At 62.5% G+C, this 18,269-nt stretch carries 24 protein-coding genes; 23 read left to right on the top strand and 1 reads right to left on the bottom strand.

Going from position 1 to position 18,269, the window contains the following annotated elements; translation table 11 throughout:
* Window positions 1-69: 69 nt before the first annotated feature.
* From B8746_RS12975 to B8746_RS12880, 20 genes are all read left to right on the top strand, one after another.
* Window positions 70-1,185, top strand: a complete 1,116-nt coding sequence (locus B8746_RS12975) for a phage portal protein (protein ID WP_084394073.1) — start codon at window positions 70-72, stop codon at window positions 1,183-1,185.
* Window positions 1,182-1,409 (top strand): hypothetical protein, encoded by a 228-nt coding sequence (locus B8746_RS12970; protein ID WP_084394072.1) that lies wholly within the window; start codon window positions 1,182-1,184, stop codon window positions 1,407-1,409. Before B8746_RS12975 ends, B8746_RS12970 begins: the two co-directional genes overlap by 4 nt.
* Window positions 1,402-1,809 (top strand): HK97 family phage prohead protease, encoded by a 408-nt coding sequence (locus B8746_RS12965; RefSeq protein ID WP_084394071.1) that lies wholly within the window; start codon window positions 1,402-1,404, stop codon window positions 1,807-1,809. The genes B8746_RS12970 and B8746_RS12965 overlap by 8 nt, the downstream gene beginning before the upstream one ends.
* Before the next feature lie 117 nt (window positions 1,810-1,926).
* A complete protein-coding gene (locus tag B8746_RS12960) occupies window positions 1,927-3,105 on the top strand; it encodes a phage major capsid protein (RefSeq protein WP_084394070.1) in 1,179 nt (392 codons plus the stop codon).
* Between the two features lie 72 nt (window positions 3,106-3,177).
* The gene (locus B8746_RS12955) at window positions 3,178-3,381 is read left to right on the top strand and encodes a hypothetical protein (RefSeq protein WP_084394069.1); all 204 of its coding nucleotides are present in this window, start codon (window positions 3,178-3,180) and stop codon (window positions 3,379-3,381) included.
* A 45-nt stretch (window positions 3,382-3,426) separates the two neighbouring features.
* Window positions 3,427-3,972: a head-tail connector protein gene (locus B8746_RS12950; RefSeq protein ID WP_084394068.1), complete on the top strand. Its 546-nt coding sequence runs from the start codon at window positions 3,427-3,429 to the stop codon at window positions 3,970-3,972.
* Complete coding sequence (locus tag B8746_RS12945) at window positions 3,969-4,400, top strand: DUF3168 domain-containing protein (RefSeq protein WP_084394067.1); 432 nt, start codon at window positions 3,969-3,971, stop codon at window positions 4,398-4,400. The genes B8746_RS12950 and B8746_RS12945 overlap by 4 nt, the downstream gene beginning before the upstream one ends.
* Window positions 4,400-4,819 carry a phage major tail protein, TP901-1 family gene (locus tag B8746_RS12940; RefSeq protein WP_084394066.1) on the top strand — a complete coding sequence of 140 codons (420 nt, stop codon included), beginning with the start codon at window positions 4,400-4,402 and terminating at the stop codon, window positions 4,817-4,819. The genes B8746_RS12945 and B8746_RS12940 overlap by 1 nt, the downstream gene beginning before the upstream one ends.
* Window positions 4,816-5,106, top strand: a complete 291-nt coding sequence (locus tag B8746_RS12935; protein ID WP_084394065.1) for a GTA-gp10 family protein — start codon at window positions 4,816-4,818, stop codon at window positions 5,104-5,106. The genes B8746_RS12940 and B8746_RS12935 overlap by 4 nt, the downstream gene beginning before the upstream one ends.
* Complete coding sequence (locus tag B8746_RS12930; RefSeq protein WP_158084632.1) at window positions 5,090-5,281, top strand: phage tail assembly chaperone; 192 nt, start codon at window positions 5,090-5,092, stop codon at window positions 5,279-5,281. Before B8746_RS12935 ends, B8746_RS12930 begins: the two co-directional genes overlap by 17 nt.
* Window positions 5,268-5,642, top strand: a complete 375-nt coding sequence (locus B8746_RS12925) for a phage tail tape measure C-terminal domain-containing protein (protein WP_084394063.1) — start codon at window positions 5,268-5,270, stop codon at window positions 5,640-5,642. The genes B8746_RS12930 and B8746_RS12925 overlap by 14 nt, the downstream gene beginning before the upstream one ends.
* On the top strand, window positions 5,639-6,259 hold the full coding sequence (locus B8746_RS12920) for a DUF2460 domain-containing protein (RefSeq protein WP_084394062.1): 621 nt from the start codon (window positions 5,639-5,641) through the stop codon (window positions 6,257-6,259). The genes B8746_RS12925 and B8746_RS12920 overlap by 4 nt, the downstream gene beginning before the upstream one ends.
* 8 nt (window positions 6,260-6,267) lie before the next feature.
* Window positions 6,268-6,909 carry a DUF2163 domain-containing protein gene (locus B8746_RS12915; RefSeq protein ID WP_084394061.1) on the top strand — a complete coding sequence of 214 codons (642 nt, stop codon included), beginning with the start codon at window positions 6,268-6,270 and terminating at the stop codon, window positions 6,907-6,909.
* Complete coding sequence (locus B8746_RS12910) at window positions 6,906-7,337, top strand: NlpC/P60 family protein (protein WP_084394060.1); 432 nt, start codon at window positions 6,906-6,908, stop codon at window positions 7,335-7,337. The genes B8746_RS12915 and B8746_RS12910 overlap by 4 nt, the downstream gene beginning before the upstream one ends.
* A 3-nt stretch (window positions 7,338-7,340) precedes the next feature.
* Window positions 7,341-11,018, top strand: coding sequence for a baseplate multidomain protein megatron (locus tag B8746_RS12905; RefSeq protein WP_084394059.1), 3,678 nt, complete (start codon window positions 7,341-7,343; stop codon window positions 11,016-11,018).
* Window positions 10,988-11,923, top strand: coding sequence for a DnaJ C-terminal domain-containing protein (locus B8746_RS12900; protein ID WP_095380875.1), 936 nt, complete (start codon window positions 10,988-10,990; stop codon window positions 11,921-11,923). Before B8746_RS12905 ends, B8746_RS12900 begins: the two co-directional genes overlap by 31 nt.
* A 77-nt stretch (window positions 11,924-12,000) precedes the next feature.
* Window positions 12,001-12,318, top strand: coding sequence for a PepSY domain-containing protein (locus tag B8746_RS12895; protein ID WP_084394057.1), 318 nt, complete (start codon window positions 12,001-12,003; stop codon window positions 12,316-12,318).
* Between the two features lie 26 nt (window positions 12,319-12,344).
* On the top strand, window positions 12,345-13,031 hold the full coding sequence (locus B8746_RS12890; protein ID WP_084394056.1) for a response regulator transcription factor: 687 nt from the start codon (window positions 12,345-12,347) through the stop codon (window positions 13,029-13,031).
* 27 nt (window positions 13,032-13,058) lie between these two features.
* The gene (locus B8746_RS12885; protein ID WP_084394055.1) at window positions 13,059-14,459 is read left to right on the top strand and encodes a sensor histidine kinase; all 1,401 of its coding nucleotides are present in this window, start codon (window positions 13,059-13,061) and stop codon (window positions 14,457-14,459) included.
* Complete coding sequence (locus B8746_RS12880) at window positions 14,456-15,043, top strand: tetratricopeptide repeat protein (protein WP_084394054.1); 588 nt, start codon at window positions 14,456-14,458, stop codon at window positions 15,041-15,043. Before B8746_RS12885 ends, B8746_RS12880 begins: the two co-directional genes overlap by 4 nt.
* Here the strand turns inward: B8746_RS12880 and B8746_RS12875 are convergent.
* Window positions 15,040-15,390, bottom strand: coding sequence for a nuclear transport factor 2 family protein (locus B8746_RS12875; RefSeq protein WP_158084631.1), 351 nt, complete (start codon window positions 15,388-15,390; stop codon window positions 15,040-15,042). The genes B8746_RS12880 and B8746_RS12875 overlap by 4 nt on opposite strands.
* 101 nt (window positions 15,391-15,491) lie before the next feature.
* Between B8746_RS12875 and B8746_RS12870 the strand changes: the two genes are divergently transcribed.
* The 3 genes from B8746_RS12870 to B8746_RS12860 are packed head-to-tail and all read left to right on the top strand — an operon-like array spanning window position 15,492 to window position 18,216.
* Window positions 15,492-15,917: a cytochrome c maturation protein CcmE gene (locus B8746_RS12870; RefSeq protein ID WP_084394052.1), complete on the top strand. Its 426-nt coding sequence runs from the start codon at window positions 15,492-15,494 to the stop codon at window positions 15,915-15,917.
* The gene (locus tag B8746_RS12865; protein WP_084394051.1) at window positions 15,914-17,812 is read left to right on the top strand and encodes a heme lyase CcmF/NrfE family subunit; all 1,899 of its coding nucleotides are present in this window, start codon (window positions 15,914-15,916) and stop codon (window positions 17,810-17,812) included. Before B8746_RS12870 ends, B8746_RS12865 begins: the two co-directional genes overlap by 4 nt.
* On the top strand, window positions 17,809-18,216 hold the full coding sequence (locus B8746_RS12860) for a cytochrome c-type biogenesis protein (RefSeq protein WP_084394050.1): 408 nt from the start codon (window positions 17,809-17,811) through the stop codon (window positions 18,214-18,216). Before B8746_RS12865 ends, B8746_RS12860 begins: the two co-directional genes overlap by 4 nt.
* The last annotated feature ends 53 nt before the right edge of the window (window positions 18,217-18,269 follow it).

Genomic DNA, 18,269 nt, shown 5'->3' with positions numbered 1-18,269 from the left:
CCGACATTCGACCAGACGGCAGACGGTGCCCGCATAGAGTTCACCCATCGACGCAAGAAGGAGCGATGGATGCGGTGGCCCTGGCAGAAAACGGAAACGCGTGCAGCTTCGTCGTTCGTGGCTCTCGCCAGCCTGCCTGCCAGCCATTGGGGGCGCCTGGATGCTGGCACGCTGATGCGTGAGGGCTATTCCGGCAATGCCGTCGTCTACCGCTGCGTACGCATGATTGCCGAGGCAGCAGCTTCCATTCCCCTGAGCGTCAGCAATGATGAGGATGCTGCGCACCTTCTCTCGAACCCATCCCCGGACGAGGCCGGACGCGTCCTGCTGGAACGCCTCTATGGCGACCTTCAGATCACAGGAAATGCCTGGGCCGAAGCCGTGACGCTGTCAGGCGATAGCGAACCGAAGGGCATCTTTGCCTTGCGGGCTGACACGGTGAGAGCCGAAACGAACGCGCAGGGCGGGCTGATCGGCTGGGCTGTGCGCCAACGCCGGGGTGAGCGGACCCTTCACCGGGAAGCCGATGGCTGGAGCCCGGTCCTGCACCTCAAACTCTATCATCCCTCCGACGGCATTTACGGGTTCTCGCCACTCGCCGCAGCCCGCAAGGCGCTGGACATTCACAATGGCGCAGCGGCCTGGGCGAAATCGCTGATCGACAATGCAGCGCGTCCCTCCGGCGCTCTGGTCTACGGCAAGAACGGCTCAAGCCTGACGCCAGACCAGTTCGACCGCCTGAAGGAAGAAATCGAGACAGCGCATGCCGGCAAGCACAATGCGGGGCGTCCGCTCCTGCTGGATGGCGGCCTCGACTGGAAGCCGATGTCACTGTCGCCAGCGGAGATGGATTTTGCGGAGACCCGTCATGCTGCCTCGCGTGAGATCGCGCTGGCCTTCGGTGTCCCGCCGATGCTGCTCGGCATTCCGGGCGACAATACTTACGCGACCTACAAGGAAGCCAATCTCGCCTTCTGGCGGCTGACGGTCCTGCCGCTCGTCTGCAAGGTCGCCGATGCGCTTCAGATGTGGCTCTCCGGCCGGTTCGAGGACATCACGATCAAACCCGACCTAGATGAGGTTCCGGCCTTTGCCGCCGAACGCGAAGCGCTCTGGTCGCGCCTCGAGGCAGCGAGTTTCCTGACCGCTGAAGAGAAACGCAGGCTTGCTGGGGTCGAGGCATGATTGAGCGCAAGATAACGGCGGCGCTTGTCTTTGCCATCGCTGTGCAGACAGGCGGGGCGCTTGTCTGGGCAGGTGCGGCGGCGCAGCGGATATCCACGCTGGAGGATCGCGTCGATCTCGCCCACCCCATTGCCGAACGCCTCGCTCGCGTAGAGGCGCAACTTGGCGCCGTGCGGGCCCAGCTTGATCGTATCGAGAGCAGACTGGAGCGGATCGATGAATAGGTCGGTACTGATCGAGGGCTATGCCGCGCTATTCGGTGTGCCGGACCTTTCCGGAGACGTGATCCGCGCTGGCGCGTTTGCGCGAAGCCTGCGCGCTGGAGGCGTTCCAATGCTGCTGCAGCACAGAAGCGGCGCAATTGCCGGACGTTGGACACGGCTTGTTGAGGATGGGCGTGGGCTGTTCGTCCGTGGGCTGATTGAGAGCAAAGGCTCTCTGAAGCTCGCTTCGCTCGGGCTTGATGGGCTTTCGATCGGCTTTCGGGCCCGGCTCTGGACGCCGCGCGTCGAGGGCGGTCGCGAGCTTAGCGATGTCGAACTTGTCGAGATCTCACTCGTCGCCGAGCCGATGCAGCCCGCTGCCAGATTTTCAATTGTTGGAGACGTCGCACGGGCGGCGTGAATGAGGAGAAGCGTCCTTGTGGTTCGACTTCGCTCACCATGAGGGTGCCACACGAGCAAGGCGAAGGCGCAAGTCGCCTGAGCGAAGCGAAGAGACGCGATTGAGCAGGAGAAACAAGTGACCAAGGAAACCAAGATGGCGGGAACAGACATGAAGTCCGTCGCCGCCGACATGATGGCCGCCTTCGAGGCCTACAAGCAGGCGAATGATGCGCGCCTGTCAGAGATAGAGGCTAAAGGCACGTCCGACGCGCTGCTCGACGACAAGCTGAAGAAGCTTGACCGCAGACTTGACCAGCTGAGCCTCAAGGCAGCGCGTCCGACTGACGGCGCCCTGCCGGACGATAGCCATGAGGAGCGCTCGCAGGCCTGGTCGCGATATCTGCGCTCTGGTGATGAGAGCGGGCTTGCCCGGCTTGATGTGAAGTCGCTGTCGGCCGGGATCGACGAGCAGGGCGGATACACGGCGCCGCCCGAACTCGACCGGATGATCGAAGCCCGCCTGATGCAGGCCTCGCCCATGCGCCAGATTGCGAGCGTGCGGCAGACGTCTGCTGGCGTCTATCGCAAGCCTGTCAGCCTTGGCATAGGGGCGGCCTGGGCGGGCGAGACCGATGCGCGGCCCGAGACGACGACAGCCGGCCTCAGCCTGCTCGAATTTCCCGCTGGTGAACTCTACGCCATGCCGGCGGCGACACAGACTCTGCTCAATGATTCCTATGCCGATGTTGATGAGTGGCTCGCCGACGAAGTCGAGGCAGCGTTCTCCATCCAGGAAAGCGCAGCCTTCGTCACGGGAGATGGCTCAGGCAAGCCGCGCGGCTTCCTCGACTATACGATTGTCGCTGAAGCCTCGCATGCCTGGGGCCAGATAGGCTCGGTCGCGGGCGATTTTGCGCTCGATGATGCGGGCGACCAGCTCATCGACCTTATCCAGACGCCGAAGAGTCAGTTCCGCGTGAATGGACGCTTCGTGATGAACCGGCGCACCGTGGCAGCGGTTCGTAAGCTGAAGGATGGCGATGGGCGCTATCTCTGGCGGCCCGGCATGAATGGCGAGGCGCAGACGATCTTCGGCTATCCGGTAACCGAGCTGGAAGACATGCCGGATATCGGGACGGGCAATGCAGCGATTGCGTTTGGCGACTTCCGCCGCGGCTATCTCATCGCTGACCGTCAGGGTGCGCGCGTGCTGCGCGATCCATATTCCGCCAAGCCCTACGTGCTCTTCTACACGACGAAGCGCGTCGGCGGCGGCGTCCAGAACTTCGATGCCATCAAGGCAATGGTCTTCTGATGCTGATCATTCGGGCGCGGCGAGGAATCCGCGCCCGGACGTCCTCCCAGACTTTCATCAAAGGAAATATCCATGTTTGAATCCATTTTCACGACCCTGGTCCGTCAGGCCGCTCTCCTGACCAAGCCTCAGCAGGACGAGTTCACCACGAAGATAGCCGAAGCGGTGGCGACGCTCATCAACTCGACTGAAACCCAGATTGATGACGAACTGCTTCGTTCGATCGCGCTGCCGATTGGCGGGGCAGTCATCGAGAAGCTTCAGACGCTGGTCTAAACGCCGGGCGCAACCGCAAACTCATTTAAAATCCGAAAGATAATCATGACACTGACGGTGATTTCACCGCCGGGCGAGGAGGCTTTGTCTCTCGCTGAGGCGAAAACCTGGCTGCGCATCGGCCATGATGGCGAGGACCAGCTGGTCAGCGACCTGATTGCCAGTGCGCGGTCGAGACTGGAGGAGGCGGCGGGACTCGCGCTCGTCACACGGACGCTGCGAAGGACGTTGCAATGCTGGCAGGCCGGTTTCCAGGCTAACGGTCTGCGGTTGCGCCCGACGCCCGTGGCCTCACTCGTCAGTGTCACTCTTATCGATACAGATGATGTGCCTGCTGACGTGACCTCCCACTTCGAGGTCATGCGCGGAAAGCTCCTTGTAAGGCAGACGAGCTGGTGTCCGCCATTGCCTTTTGGCGCGATCGTCGAGGTCGACTTCGAGGCGGGGTTTGGAGATGCCGTCGATGTGCCGGAGGATCTCGTCCAGGCGCTGAAGGCCATCCTGCTGGAGATGTATCGGCGAAGGTCTGACGCATCGATTCCGGAGGCCGCTCAGGCGGTCATCGCGGCGCGCCGGGAGGTGCTGCTATGAGCGCCGACGGCATGATCTGGTCTTCCGAGGCGGCCTTGCAGGGGGCGTTTCTTGAGGCGCTCCGCTCCGACAATGATGTGCAATCACTGCTCGGGAACCCGGCCCGCATCTTTGATGATGAAACAGACGCGCCAGCTTTCCCATACGTCGTGCTGGAAGGCCACGAATGGGAAGACAGGGGTACGTCACTGGCTGCGGGTCAGTCGCACACGCTGACCCTTGCCATCCGCTCGCGAGATGGTGGGCGCGCGGCAATCAAGAACATCATCGGCGCCTTGCGGGCAGGCTGTGAGCAGATGACGCTCTCGCTCACGGGCCAGCGCGTCGTGCTGATCCAGCCGCTTTATGGCGATGCCATGCGCACGCCCGACATGCGCGAGTTTCGCGGCTTGCTCCGTATCAGTGTCATAACAGAGGAGGCTGCGTAATGGCGGGGCAGAGAGGGCGTGACGTCCTGATCAAGCTGTCTGACGGACAGGAACCAGAGACCTTTGAAACACTGGCCGGAATTCGCACCAGTGAGTTCGAGCTCAACCAGCGTGCCGTTGATGCCACCAGCGCTGACAGTCCGCAAGGCTGGCGAGAACTGCTCGCCGGCGCAGGCGTGAAGTCGATGCGGGTGCGCGGGCGGGGCCTCTTCAAGGACAGCGCGAGCGATGCGCGCATGCAGGCGATTTTCTTTGCCGGCGCTATCGAACGCTGGGAGCTCATCGTGCCGGGTCTTGGTCAATTTACCGGTGCGTTCCAGATCGCGCAGCTCAGCTATTCAGGCACTCATGATGGCGAGGCGATGTTTGCGGTCGACCTGCAAAGCGCCGGAGAACTTTCTTTCGGAGCCGCCTCGTGAACGGCGCCCGGGGAGAGATCGAGATGCAGTTCGGCGGCAAGCGATACGTGCTGTGCCTGACGCTGGGCGCGCTCGCTGAGATAGAGACATCGCTCGGGTGCCGCTCGATCACTGAGCTGCAGCTAAGAATGAAGGCACTCACAGCTCGGGAGATTGCCGGCGTGCTCGCCGCGCTTCTGCGAGGTGGCGGCCAGTCCGGTGAAGGCCTGGACGCATTGTGTCGAAATGTCCCGGCCGGCGTCGCCGCGAGCGCGGTGGCGGAGGCATTTCATGCTGCCCTGGGCTGAAATGATGCGCGGGGCGGCCATGATCGGTCTTAGCCCCCATACGTTCTGGGCGCTGTCGATCCGCGAATGGCACTGGCTGACCAGCGACCGGCAGATCGGTCTCCCGCGCCCCGACTTTGACAGGCTTCAAAATACCTATCCCGACCGGAAGGAGGGGGATCATGGACGAGTTTGAATCGAATTTGACGCGGGCAGGCGATGCGCTGTCTGCGCTGTCCGACGGGCCCGGAACCACAGCTGCGAAACTTCTGGAAGACGCCTTTGCGGATGCGGGGCGGTCCATCGAGCAGACGTTGGCACGTGCCGCCCGTTCTGGCGAGCTCGACTTTTCCCGCATGGCGCAGTCGGTGCTCGCCGACCTCGCACGGATTGCGGCTGAGGCCGCCCTGGCGAGGGCGGGTGTGGGACAGGCGACGCAGGCGTCCACCGTCAACATCCACATGCCCCGACATGCTTCATCCAAAGCGGTCGGTTCACATGGCGAACTCAGCAAGGCGCTGGCGAAAGCGGCGGCATTGGGAGGGCGTTACCTGTGAGCCTTGAGACCTTTCACGAAGTACGCTTCCCGCTCGCACTTGGGCGCGGCGCTTCGGGTGGCCCGGGCTGGTCAACCGAGATTGTCGCCCTGTCGAGTGGCGGCGAAGTGCGCAATGCCCGTTGGCAGGCTGCCCGCCGGCGATGGGATGTGGCAAGCGCTGTCAGTTCGGTGTCGGACCTGTCATTGCTCGCTGACTTTTTCTCTGCGAGGCGCGGCCGGCTGCATGGGTTCCGCTTTCACGACATGCTCGATCACGCATCATCCGGGTATGGGGCAGGGATTGAGCCGACCGATCAGGTCCTCGGCACGGGAGACGGCGAGCAGGTCTCGTTTCAACTCATAAAGTCCTATGGCGCGGTAAGCCGCACCATAACCAAGCCGGTTGAGGGCACTGTTATCGTGGCGCTGGATGGCGTTGCTCAACCGGATGGCTGGAGCGTCGACACCACGACCGGTCTCGTGACTTTCGAGGAACCGCCCGAGTCGGGCGTTGAGGTGACAGCAGGATTTGAATTCGACTGCGCCGTTCGTTTCGACACTGATTTTCTCGACATCACGGTGGAGACCATCGGAGCGGGCCGCGCCGTCAGTGTTCCCTTGGTCGAAATTGTCTGAGGGGGGCCATGCGACTGATAGACAATACGTTCAGAGAGCGCCTTGCGAGTGGGTCACTGACGACATGCCTGTGCTGGACGCTGATACGTGAGGATGGTTTCACGCTGGGTGTGACCGACCATGACCGCGCCGTCCTGCGTGATGGCATCATTCACCAGCCGGGCGCGGCGCTTGAAGCGGGGCGCTTCGAGACGGCTGGCGGGCTGCGTCCTGGGCGGGCAGCGGCGGCGGGCGCATTGTCGGCGGATGCCATCACTGATGCGGATCTTGCGGCAGGGCTCTGGAATGGTGCCCGCGTGCATGTGTATCGGACAGACTGGGAGGCGCCGCAGCATTACGCCTTGGTCTGGACAGGGTATCTCAGCGAGGTGGTACAGACCGAAAGCGGTTTTGAGGCCGAACTCATCTCTCTCAAATCCGATCTTGAGCGACCGGTGGGGCGAACCTATTCGCGGCGGTGTGATGCGAAGCTCGGCGATGCCCGATGCGGGCTGACGGGCGTCGAGGGTGCGACGTGTGACAAGCGGTTTTCGACCTGCTGCGAGACGTTCAATAATGCGGCGAACTTTCAAGGGTTTCCGCACATGCCAGGGCCGGACGCTGTGCTCGCTGGGCCTGCTGCGATCGGCAATGATGGCGGCAAGCGATGAAGCGCGCGGATATCGTGACCGAGGCGCGCAGCTGGCTCGGCACGCCATACCAGCATCAGGCGAGCCGCAAGGGCGTCGGGACAGACTGCCTCGGCCTGCTGCGCGGTGTGTGGCGGGAGCTTTGCGGAGAGGAGCCGGAAGGCATGCCGCCGTATACGCCTGACTGGGCGGAGCTTTCGGGACGGGATGAGCTGCTTGAAGCCGCCCGACGCCACCTGGTCGAGATCGCGCCCGGCAATGCCGCGGCTGGTGACGTGATGCTTTTCCGCATGGGGCTTGGGTGTCCAGCCAAACATTGCGCCATCGTCTCCGGCGAGGCGCGCATCATCCACGCTTACTGGGGCCGCAGCGTCTGTGAGACGCGGCTGGTGCCGTGGTGGACGCGCCGCGTGGTTGCCGCCTTTTCATTTCCGGGACTGGAGGACTGAAGAATGGGGGAAATCATTCTCTCGCAAGTCGGCAGCTCGGCAGGTAGCGCGCTGCTCCCAAACGGCGTCGGTCTGGCCGGTGCACAGCTTTCCGGGGCGCTGATCGGGCGAACGCTCGGCGGTCTGGCTGGTCGTGCCATTGATGCTGCCCTGATGCCCGCCATTGAAGGGCCGCGTGTCAAAGCGCTGCATGTCATGGAAAGCCGGGAAGGGGCGCCAATGCCCTGCGTCTATGGACGCATGCGGGTCGGTGGACAGCTCATCTGGGCGTCCCGTTTCAGGGAAAAGCGCCGCGAGCGGAGCGTCGGAAAAGGCGGACCGAAAGTCGCAGACTATACCTATTCGGTGAGCCTCGCTGTCGCCATTGCAGAAGGGCCGATCACCCGCATTGACCGTGTCTGGGCCAATGGCGAACCGCTGGCGCTCGCGGGCCTCAACTATCGCTTCTACAAGGGTGACGCTAATCAGCTGCCTGATCCGCTGATCGAGGCCATTGAAGGGGCGGGACAGGTTCCAGCTTTCCGCGGCACGGCCTACATCGTGTTTGAAGACTTGCCGCTCGACGCGTTCGGCAATCGCCTTCCACAGCTCAGCTTCGAAGTCATTCGCGCCGGGACGGCTGCGTCCGGGATTAGCGCTCAAGTGCGGGGCGTAAATATCATTCCAGCGTCTGGTGAATTCGTCTATGGCACCGGGATCGTCCGTGAGCGCCGCTTTCCCGGCATCGAATCGCCCCTCAACATGAACAATGCGCAGGGCAGTGCCGACTTTGCCCTGTCGCTCGAACAGCTCGGCCTCGACCTGCCAGAGGTGGAGCATATCGCGCTGGCGGTCGGCTGGTTCGGTGATGATCTGCGGGCAGGCACATGCAAGGTGAGACCCGGTGTGGAAACACGCGGCAGGTCAACCGTGCCGTATGCGTGGGAGGTTGCCGGCGAGACCCGCAGCACCGCCTATCTCGTCAGCCAGAGTGCGGGCAGTGCAAACTATGGCGGCACACCGGCCGACAGGTGTGTTGTCGAGGGCATTGAGGCGCTGAAGTCCGAAGGCCACGCGGTAACGCTGTCGCCCTTTCTGTTCATGGATGTGCCACCCGGCAATGGACTGCCGGACCCTTATGGAGGGGATGAGCAGGGCGCTTTTCCATGGCGAGGGCGCATTACAGTGAGCGCGGACGGTACGAGCGCGGCGCGATCCGAAATTGAAGCCTTTCTCGGCACCGACAATGATTTCGGCTTTCGCCATTTCATCTTGCACCATGCGCGGCTGGCTGCCGAAGCTGGCGGCGTTGATGCAATCCTCATCGGGAGCGAAATGGTCGCCCTGACGCGAGTCAGGGACGAGACGGGCGCGTTTCCATTCGTCGAAGGCCTGACCCAGCTGGCGAGCGATGTAAAAGACATTGTCGGGCCGGATACGGCGGTTTCCTACGCAGCGGACTGGACTGAATATGGCGCATATGTTCCGGATGACGGCTCCGGAGACGTTCTGTTCCCGCTCGACCCCTTATGGGCGTGTCCGGGCATGGATTTCGTCGGTATCGACTGGTATCCGCCGGCCGGAGACTGGCGCGACGGCGAAACCCATCTTGACGCACTGGCCGGATATGCTGGCCCCGATGACACCGACTATCTTCAGGGCCAGATGGCGGGGGGCGAGGCCTATGACTGGTATTATGCGAGTGAGGCTGATCGGGACGCCCAGACCCGGACACCAATCATCGATAGTGCGCATGGTGAGCATTGGGTGTTTCGCCAGAAGGACATCTCGAACTGGTGGAGCGAGGCCCATTATGAGCGGCCGGATGGCGTGCGAAGCGCGACACCCACAACCTGGACAGGAGGGTTGAAGCCAATCCGGCTGATGGAGATCGGCTTTCCGGCAGTCGACAAGGGCGGCAATTCGCCGAACCTCTTCTTCGACCCGAAAAGTTCGGAAAGCGCGCTGCCGCCATATTCCTCTGGCGCTCGAGACGATGTGTTCCAGCAGCGTGCCCTCGAAGCAGCCCTTGGCTATTGGCAGGATCAATCCTTCGTCGACGCGGCATTTGTCTGGGCCTGGGACGGGCGTCCCTGGCCGGACTTTCCGGCCCGCACCGATGTGTGGTCGGACGGGCCGAACTGGGCTTATGGTCACTGGCTCAATGGCCGTGTGGGTCTGATTTCGCTGGCCGAAACGGTTCAGAATGCCTGCAACCGCGCTGGTGTGATTGCGGATGCATCGGGGCTTTCCGGGGTGCTGAACGGGTACACGCTTGAGGGGGCGATGCCTTTGCGGCGAGCGCTCGAACCGCTGCGGTCTGTCTATGGCATTGCCGCTCTCGAGCGGGAAGATGGGCTGGTCTTCAGGGCTGAGGGCGACGCTAGTCCGCTGGGTGTGGACCCCGAACGGCTTGGCGAACCGGGCGTGTCGGTCACACGCAACCTGCTCGACAAGCAACCGGGCCGTTTATCGCTCAGCTTTGTGCGCGCTGACGGCGCGTTCGAGCCCGCGACCGTCGATGCGCGATCTGACGAAGGCGATGCATCCTATTCGCTCGATGCTGCCGTGCCGCTCCTCCTCTCCGACACCGAGGCCGAGCTGATTGCCGGGCAATTGCTGGATGGTGCGCTGGATGCCGACAGTGCCGCGATAAGCCTGCCGCCAGAATACATCGCGCTGGAGCCCGGGGATCTGGTGTCTGGAGGTGGTCTTGACGGGCAATGGCTGGTCAGCGACGTGGTGGAAGACGGGCTGATGCGGCGCCTCAGCCTGTCGCGGCCGGTTGAAATCTTGCCATATCGTCAGCTTTTGGTTCCAGCATCGGGGGAGGCTGCTGCGGTCTTCCCCGCGCCGGAACTGGTTCTGATCGATGGCCCAGCCCTGCCAGGAATCGAGCATCGCGGTCCTATCGTGGCCACTGCAGCAGATCCCTGGCGTGGACGTGTGCAGGTGATGGCTGGACTTGGTGGCTCATCCCTTGTCGAGCGGGCAACCCTGTCGTTGCCCGCGCGGATCGGCAGGCTGTTCGGGGATCTTCCGGCTGGACCGCTCGGGCTCTGGGACCGGTCCGCGATCATTCATCTGGACATGCATGAGGCCGATCTGTCGAGCGTCGAAGCATTGTCAGCTCTGGCCGGTGCGAATCTCCTCCTGATTGAAAGCAGTGCTGGATGGGAACTTGTGGGTTTCGCATCGGCCGAGATGCTATCAGAGACAGAGTGGCGGTTGTCCGATCTGCTGCGCGGTCTGAATGGTTCGGTTGCGAGTGGGGCGGCAGCAGGGGCGACCTGCATCATCGTGGATAGCGCTTTGGCTGCATCGACCCTGTCAGCTGGTGAAGTCGGGCTTGAAATGAGCTGGCAGGCGTCGGATGGCGAGGTCCAGATGTTCACGCATGAAGACCGCGCCGGCCTGTCATGGCCAGTTGCGCACCTGCGTGCAACCGCTTCTGGGGAGGGGTGGGATGTCAGCTGGATCCCGCGCGGTGCAGACATTCCTGACAATCTCGATCTGCCGGATCCGTTGAAAAGCCGACGATATGCCGTCGAAGCCGAGCTGGCCGGACTTGTCACGCTGGAAACGGAGGTCTCTGAGGCGGGCTATTTTCTGACCGGCGAACATGATCTTGTGCGCGTTTCGCAGATCGGTGATGACGGACGGCGTGGCGCATGGGTTTCAATCGCGCTAGGAGGTTCCTAATTAGTGGCCTGACCACCATCATTGCAGAAAGTGACCTGACAGAGTTGAGCCGCGACCTTTATTCCATCCTCGGTATTTCAAAGACGGCGAGCGCCGATGAAATCCGAAAGGCCTATCGCAAGAAGGCCAAAGAGCTTCATCCCGATTTGCACCCGGATGACGAGGCCAAGGCAAATGCATTCAAGGAAGCATCAGCAGCCTTCGAAATCCTGAGCGACTCTGAAAAGCGCAGCAAATATGATCAGGGCCTGATCGATGCGGACGGTAATCCGACAGGATATGCCGGTGCTGGGGCGGGCGGCTTCGGCGGCGGATTTGGCGGCCATGCGCATGGCGGCGGCAGCTTCCAGGGCGATCCGTTCGAAGACATTCTCGCTGGCATGTTTGGCGGACAGCGCCGCCGACCCGGCCCGCGCAAGGGGGCCGACCTTCGTTACCGTGTCGATATTTCCTTCGAGGATGCCGTCCAGGGGGCCAAGCGCCAGATGACCATGGGAGATGGCAAGGCGCTCAACGTTTCCATCCCGCCGGGCATCGAGACCGGACAGGTCCTGCGCCTGAAAAGCCAGGGACAGCAATCGACCAGTGGCGGGCCTCCCGGCGATGCCTTGCTGGAAGTCTATGTCCGTCCAAGCAAGGTGTGGGCGCGAGACGGCTCGGACCTGCGCATGACTGTGCCTGTGCCGCTGGAAACCGCCGTGCTTGGTGGCAGTGTGGATGTCTCGACTCCGGGCGGTCCGGTGACGCTGAAAGTGCCGGAAGGGTCAAACACAGGAACCGTGCTTCGTTTGCGCGGCAAGGGCGTCCAGTTCAAGGACAAGCCGGGGCATCTTTACGTGCGGCTGGAAATTTCGCTGAAGGATCCGAAGGATGCGGGCCTGAAGGAATGGGCGTCAAAGCGCTGAAGCGGGCGCAGCACGTGACTAAATCCAGCGCGTTTCATTCAGGGACTGTTCAGGGCTTGTCCGGCATAAGGGGCTGCATGAAACGGATCGTGATTGCTCTTGCGCTTAGCGCCATGCCTCTCGCTACGCTTCCTGCGGCCACTGCGCAGGGCGGATGGGGCAATTCGTTCACGGCCGATGATGCACGCGATGCCCGAGAGCGCGGCGAGATCAAGCCGCTCAGCCAGATTCTTCGTCCCATCCAGAATCAGTATGGCGGAAACATGCGCCATTTTGTAGGCCTCTTTGATCAGGGCGGCCGCAAGGTCTATATAATTGACTGGGTGACGCGGCGTGGCGAACTCGTGCAATTTACGATAGACGCCAAGACTGGACGCGTGATCAAGGTTAGCTAGGCTAGTCTCCTAACTAGGTGAGTCTCATGAGAATTCTTGTTGTTGAAGACGATGCGGACCTGCGCCGGCAACTGGCCGACGCGCTGACGCAGTCGGGGTATGCCGTCGATCTTGCGGCGGATGGCGAAGACGGCCACTTCCTGGGTGACACTGAGCCCTATGACGCCGTCGTGCTCGATCTCGGCCTGCCCAAGATGGACGGTGTGACGATTCTCGAGCGCTGGCGCGAAGACGGAAAGGACTTTCCCGTCATGATCCTGACCGCCCGCGATCGCTGGAGTGAAAAGGTGGCGGGCTTTGATGCCGGCGCCGACGATTACCTGACCAAGCCATTCTATACCGAAGAATTGCTGGCCCGCCTGCGCGCCCTCCTGCGCCGGGCAACCGGACATTCTGCGGCCGCTCTCGAAGCGGGCAGCCTGCGTGTCGACACGCGGGCGGCGCGGGCGACCGTCAACGGACGTCCGATCAAGCTCACCGCGCATGAATATCGTGTCCTGTCCTATCTGATGCACCATCAGGGCCGGGTCGTGCCGCGGACCGAACTTGTCGAGCATATTTACGATCAGGATTTCGACCGCGACTCCAACACAATCGAAGTCTTCATCGGACGGCTTCGCAAGAAGATCGGCACAGACCGCATCCAGACCGAGCGCGGTCTCGGCTACCGGCTTGTCGTGCCGGAGGGTGAGACGGCCGGGCTTGCCGGTTAAGGCGGGCCCCGGCCCCCGACTGACCGGATGAGCGACGACAAAAGGACATCCCAGAGACCGAAACTTTCGCTGTCCCGGCGGCTGCTCATCGGTGCGATCATATGGAGCATAATCGCCGTCGTCGGCGGGATTATTGCCATGACGGTGTCCTACCGTGCGCAGACCATCCGCCTGCTGGAGCAGGAACTCGATTCGACGTTGATCACGCTTCCGCGCGCACTGGAAATCCTGCCGGATGGCCGCGTGGTGGATCAGGAGGACAAGCTTCCGAGCGACGTTCGATACGATCTTCCCCTGTCGGGCCGTTACTGGGCCATGATCGCGGTGGATGCGGACGGGACGTTCCGCTCCGATATCCGGTCCCAGAGCTTGTGGGATGGTCCACTACCGCTCGATGCCGAGCTTGCGACGGAAGCTCTCACCGACCCAGGCACAACCAAATACGGAAATGCGATCGGGCCCGCCGATGAGCGCCTGAGGATTGCTGCAAGATCGATTACCATACCCAATCGCGATACGCCGATCCTGCTATTTGCTGCCGCCGACCGGGAGGCGACGGACGAAGGTGCAAACCAGCTGCGTCTGCTGCTGCTGATCAGTATGACTTTTCTGGCGGGTGGCACGCTGATTGCGCTCTGGGTCGGCCTTCGATTGGCACTGCTGCCGTTCCGCCGCGTGCAACTTCACATCTCGCAGATCCGTAGCGGTCATCGCGCGAAGCTGGACGGTGACTATCCCGTCGAGGTGATCCCGCTCACCGATGAGCTGAACAAGCTGCTCGACAATAACCGGTCAGTCGTCGAGCGCGCCCAGACCCATGTCGGCAACCTTGCTCATGCGCTGAAGACGCCGCTGGCCGTCCTGCGCAATGAGGCGACCGGGAACACGCCGCTGGACGACGTCGTCAGGCGGCAGACGGAGTCGATGCGCTCCAATGTCGATCATTATCTAAGACGCGCCCAAGCAGCCGCTCGCGCCGAAGCCCTGGGTGTTCGCACCGAAGTCAAACCGGTTGTCGACGGTCTTGTCCGGCTGCTCAACCGATTGTTCGAGGCGAGCCGGATTGAAGTGTCGTCAACCGTGCCGGATGGCATTTTCCTGCGCATCGAGCAGCAGGACCTTGAGGAGATGCTGGGCAACATCATGGAAAATGCCTGCAAGTGGACGAAATCACGCGTTGAAGTCTCCATGGAAGCGGGCGAAAACGCGCTGATGATGATCCATGTCGACGATAATGGCGACGGCCTTACGGATGCGGAAATGGCTGCCGTGGTCAAACGCGGCGTTCGCCTGGACGAGAAAGCACCGGGCACCGGGCTAGGCCTGTCCATCGTCACCGACATTGCCGAGATGAATGGCGGGCAGTTCACCCTGTCGGAGAGTCCGATGGGAGGCCTTCGGGCAACAATCGGACTGCGCCGCTCGTGACACGCCAGACGCTCTACCTCCTTGTCGGAGCTGTCATTGTTGCAGCCGGGCTGTACCTCGTCCTGGGACGGCCGCTGCTTGCTGAGCAGCCCTATGCGGACCGGGAAGCAGAGATCGCATCGCGCAATCCTGCCGCGCTCACCCCTCCTGAAATGCTGGCCCGCCTGCAAATGGCGGCGCGGCAGGACCCGGACGCGCCGGAGCCGCACCATTTCATTGGAGTCATCATGCGTGCCGAGGGCCGCACGGACGACGCGATCCGCGCTTTCCAGTCTGCGCTGCGCCGGGACGACAGTCATGTGCCGTCCCTTGTGGCGCTTGCCGACCAGATCATGCTGCGCGATGGCGGTGTGGTAACGCCAGCGTCGGCCCGTCTGTATGATCGCGCCTGGCGCCTTGACCCGCGCGAGACGCGCGCTGGTCTCCTGTCAGCCTTGCCGGCCTATGCGGCGGGCGATGTCGAAGCGGCCGAAGCACACTGGGCCGAGATCCGAAAGGGCATGGAGCCCGGCGATCCGCTTCTTGGCATGCTGGAGGCTTTCAAGACCCAGATCGACGAAGCGAATGCGGAGGCGGGCAACTAGCCTCCGACCGGCGTCTGCTGGTGCTGGATGATGCGCCAGTTTCCGTTCAGCCTGCGATAGGTGGAGCTGCAGAGCGCTTCATACATGTCTGTCCCGCGCTGTCCGCGACCGGTATAAGCGAGCGTGACGGTCTCATTATCGGTGGCCATTTCCCTTGTCTCGTCAAACTCGACATCATCCCAGCGCGGCGCGCCTGCGACAGCTTCGAGGATGGCACCTCGGTCCATGATGCCGACGGGCCGCGGGAAAACCATGATGCAGCCGTCTGACATCCACTCGCGATAGGCGTCGACTCCGCCCAGCCATAGTGAGCGCTCGATGTTCCAGAGAGTTGCATTGTCTGGCATAGCTGGCCTCATGCGTGTTGCTGAGCCCGCTCAACGCACCGACCGCAGGGATGTTTCGGTCGCAGTGTCATTTGCCAGCGGACCGGATATAGAGGCTAGCGATGAGAGCCAGAACGAAAAGACTTTGGGGCGTGGGCGTCGTTGCCGCTCTGCTGATTGGAGCGGTTGCGCTGGCATCGGTCGCGCTGCGCCAGCATGCGGACCTGTTCTACACGCCGGGTCTGATTGCCGAGAAAGGCCATCCCGACGCCGGAAAGCGCGTGCGCGTCGGCGGCTGGGTCCAGACCGGCTCTCTTGAGTATGGCGAAGCGGCCGACATGGCTTTCCTGATCGAGGACAATAGCGGCGAAACCGTCGCGGTCAGCTATACCGGAATCGCACCGGACCTGTTCCGCGAAGGCGAAGGTGTTGTTGCGACCGGCCGGTTCGACGAAGCGGGTAACTTCACCGCCGAATCCATACTTGCCAAGCATGATGAGAATTACGAACCCCGCGAACTCAAGAAGGCAGGCCAGGCATCTTCATGATTGAAGCCGGTCATTTTGCGGCAATTCTCGCCCTGGTCTTCAGCGCGGTGCAGGCCTTCACCGGGCTGCGCGGCAACCGGGGCCAGTCGGGCCTCTTCGCCCAGCTGGCATTCGCCGCCATGGTGTTCGCCTTTTTCACATTGCTCTGGGCCTTCGCGCGGTCAGATTTCTCGGTCCAGCTGGTGGCAGCCAATTCCCACACGTTGAAGCCTTTCGTCTACAAGCTCGCTGGCACATGGGGAAACCATGAAGGGTCAATGGCGCTCTGGTGCGTTGTCGGGCTCGGTTTTGGTGCGGCGGGCGCGTGGCTACTGAAATCAGACCGCCCGGTATTCGAAGCCCGTGCGCTCGGCGTACAAGGCATATTGAGCCTCAGCTCTCTGCTGTACCTGCTGCTGGCCTCGTCACCCTTCACGCGGCTTGATCCGGCGCCGCTTCAGGGGCAGGGGCTGAACCCGCTCCTGCAGGACCCGGCGCTCGCGATCCATCCGCCCATGCTCTATCTCGGCTATGTCGGCTATTCCTTCGTCTTCGCGCTGGCAGCTGCAGGCCTGATCGAGAAGCGCGTTGACCGTCAATGGGCGAAAACGGCCCGGCCATGGGCGCTCGCGGCCTTTGTGCCGCTTAGCCTCGGCATCGCGCTCGGCAGTTACTGGGCCTATTACGAACTTGGCTGGGGCGGCTGGTGGTTCTGGGACCCGGTCGAGAATGCGAGCCTGATGCCTTGGCTGATCGGCGCGGCGCTGATGCACTCCATTATTGTCACCGAAAAGCGCGGGAGTTTCGCGGCCTGGACGTCGCTGCTGGCCGTGCTGGCATTCTGTTTCTCGCTGCTGGGGGCTTTCCTGGTGCGTTCCGGTGTCCTGACCTCGGTTCACGCCTTCGCCGTCGATCCGCTGCGTGGGTCGTTTCTGCTCGGCGGCCTGCTTGTGCTTGGAGGGAGTGCACTGCTGCTGTTTGCTTTGCGAGCGCCGAAGCTGAAAGGCGGTCCCGACTGGCTGGCGACGAGCCGGGAAGGAGCGTTGATGGGCAATAATCTCATCCTCACTGTCGCCACCGCAACCGTCCTGCTCGGCACGCTCTTTCCGCTCATCGCCGAAGCGGCCGGTCAGACGATCTCGGTCGGTGAGCCCTACTTCAATCTCACTTTTACGCCGATCATGGCGCTCGCCTTGCTGGCCCTGCCAGTCGTTCAGGCCTGGGCCTGGGGCAAGGCGGACCTTTCCTCGCTCTGGAAATGGGCGGGCGGTTTCGCCGGACTTGTTGCGCTGTTCTGGCTGGCCGGGATCGGCCCGTTCGATATTCCGCTCATGGCGGGGATCGGTCTTGCGCTCGGCGTCTGGCTGATCGTCGGCGCCGGGCAGGAGATGTGGCGGCGCGCAAAGTCCTTGGGGCGCCTGCCAAAGATGCCGCTCCGCGTCTGGGGCATGACGCTTGCGCATGCCGGTCTCGGCCTCTTCGTCATCGGGGCTGTGCTGCAGACCTCGGGACGCACGCAGACCACGCTGGCGCTGGAAGCGGGCGAGAGCGCCAATATCGCTGGATGGACCGTCACGCTGGAAGACGTGCGAAGCATCGAGGGCCCGAACTGGTATGCCGACCGCGCCCATCTCATCGCCACGAAACCCGGCACGAAGGCCGAACTCAATCCGCAGAAGCGCTATTATCCTGCTGCCCGCATGCCGACCACCGAAACGGCGATCCACAAGACCGGCACCGCCGATCTCTATGTGGCGCTTGGCGATGGCCGACGCGCAGCCGGCGGGCCGACGCGCTGGACATTTGAAGTCTTCGTCAATCCGCTGATCGACTTCATTTATGTCGGCGTTATCCTGATCGGACTTGGCGGCGCGCTCGCAATGTTTGACAGGCGCGGGTCCGGGAAAGTGTCATGAAGCTCATCCTCGCGTCCTTGCTCTTCCTCTTTGCGGCAGAAGGCCAACTGGCCGACCCGGACCAGGAAGCGCGGGCGCAGGATCTGATGCGCGAAATCCGCTGTGTGGCCTGCGAGAATGAGCCCATATCCAATTCCGGTTCTGACATCGCCGCCGACATGCGCGAGCGCGTGCGCACGATGATTGCGGACGGTGCAAGCGACGATGAAGTCCGCGACTGGTTCTCTGAACGCTATGGCGAGTTCGTCCTGTTTCGGCCATCGTCGAAGGGATTTGACGGTCTGCTGCTCTGGGGATTGCCATTCATTCTCCTGGTCGGTGGCGCGGCTCTCATTCTCGCCGTTCGAAGCCGCAAGGCCTCTGACGCCAACGCCATCAAACCGGTTCCGCCTGAGGACGTGTAAGCACGCCCGGCGCAATGGCGCGGCGTGGAAATCCAGGGACACAAGACCTATCT

The sequence above is a fragment of the Henriciella pelagia genome (assembly GCF_002088945.1).
GTDB lineage: Bacteria > Pseudomonadota > Alphaproteobacteria > Caulobacterales > Hyphomonadaceae > Henriciella > Henriciella pelagia.
Note: the sequence above shows the minus strand (reverse complement) of the source record. Positions and strands in the feature narration are given on the sequence as shown.

Bases quoted from the DNA above. Each gene is read 5' to 3' on its own strand.
- B8746_RS12975 (WP_084394073.1), top strand. From the start codon at position 70: ATGCGGTGGCCCTGGCAGAAAACGGAAACGCGTGCAGCTTCGTCGTTC.
- B8746_RS12970 (WP_084394072.1), top strand. From the start codon at position 1,182: ATGATTGAGCGCAAGATAACGGCGGCGCTTGTCTTTGCCATCGCTGTG.
- B8746_RS12965 (WP_084394071.1), top strand. From the start codon at position 1,402: ATGAATAGGTCGGTACTGATCGAGGGCTATGCCGCGCTATTCGGTGTG.
- B8746_RS12955 (WP_084394069.1), top strand. From the start codon at position 3,178: ATGTTTGAATCCATTTTCACGACCCTGGTCCGTCAGGCCGCTCTCCTG.
- B8746_RS12950 (WP_084394068.1), top strand. From the start codon at position 3,427: ATGACACTGACGGTGATTTCACCGCCGGGCGAGGAGGCTTTGTCTCTC.
- B8746_RS12945 (WP_084394067.1), top strand. From the start codon at position 3,969: ATGAGCGCCGACGGCATGATCTGGTCTTCCGAGGCGGCCTTGCAGGGG.
- B8746_RS12940 (WP_084394066.1), top strand. From the start codon at position 4,400: ATGGCGGGGCAGAGAGGGCGTGACGTCCTGATCAAGCTGTCTGACGGA.
- B8746_RS12930 (WP_158084632.1), top strand. From the start codon at position 5,090: ATGCTGCCCTGGGCTGAAATGATGCGCGGGGCGGCCATGATCGGTCTT.
- B8746_RS12925 (WP_084394063.1), top strand. From the start codon at position 5,268: ATGGACGAGTTTGAATCGAATTTGACGCGGGCAGGCGATGCGCTGTCT.
- B8746_RS12915 (WP_084394061.1), top strand. From the start codon at position 6,268: ATGCGACTGATAGACAATACGTTCAGAGAGCGCCTTGCGAGTGGGTCA.
- B8746_RS12910 (WP_084394060.1), top strand. From the start codon at position 6,906: ATGAAGCGCGCGGATATCGTGACCGAGGCGCGCAGCTGGCTCGGCACG.
- B8746_RS12905 (WP_084394059.1), top strand. From the start codon at position 7,341: ATGGGGGAAATCATTCTCTCGCAAGTCGGCAGCTCGGCAGGTAGCGCG.
- B8746_RS12900 (WP_095380875.1), top strand. From the start codon at position 10,988: ATGGGTTTCAATCGCGCTAGGAGGTTCCTAATTAGTGGCCTGACCACC.
- B8746_RS12895 (WP_084394057.1), top strand. From the start codon at position 12,001: ATGAAACGGATCGTGATTGCTCTTGCGCTTAGCGCCATGCCTCTCGCT.
- B8746_RS12890 (WP_084394056.1), top strand. From the start codon at position 12,345: ATGAGAATTCTTGTTGTTGAAGACGATGCGGACCTGCGCCGGCAACTG.
- B8746_RS12885 (WP_084394055.1), top strand. From the start codon at position 13,059: ATGAGCGACGACAAAAGGACATCCCAGAGACCGAAACTTTCGCTGTCC.
- B8746_RS12875 (WP_158084631.1), bottom strand. From the start codon at position 15,390: ATGCCAGACAATGCAACTCTCTGGAACATCGAGCGCTCACTATGGCTG.
- B8746_RS12870 (WP_084394052.1), top strand. From the start codon at position 15,492: ATGAGAGCCAGAACGAAAAGACTTTGGGGCGTGGGCGTCGTTGCCGCT.
- B8746_RS12865 (WP_084394051.1), top strand. From the start codon at position 15,914: ATGATTGAAGCCGGTCATTTTGCGGCAATTCTCGCCCTGGTCTTCAGC.
- B8746_RS12860 (WP_084394050.1), top strand. From the start codon at position 17,809: ATGAAGCTCATCCTCGCGTCCTTGCTCTTCCTCTTTGCGGCAGAAGGC.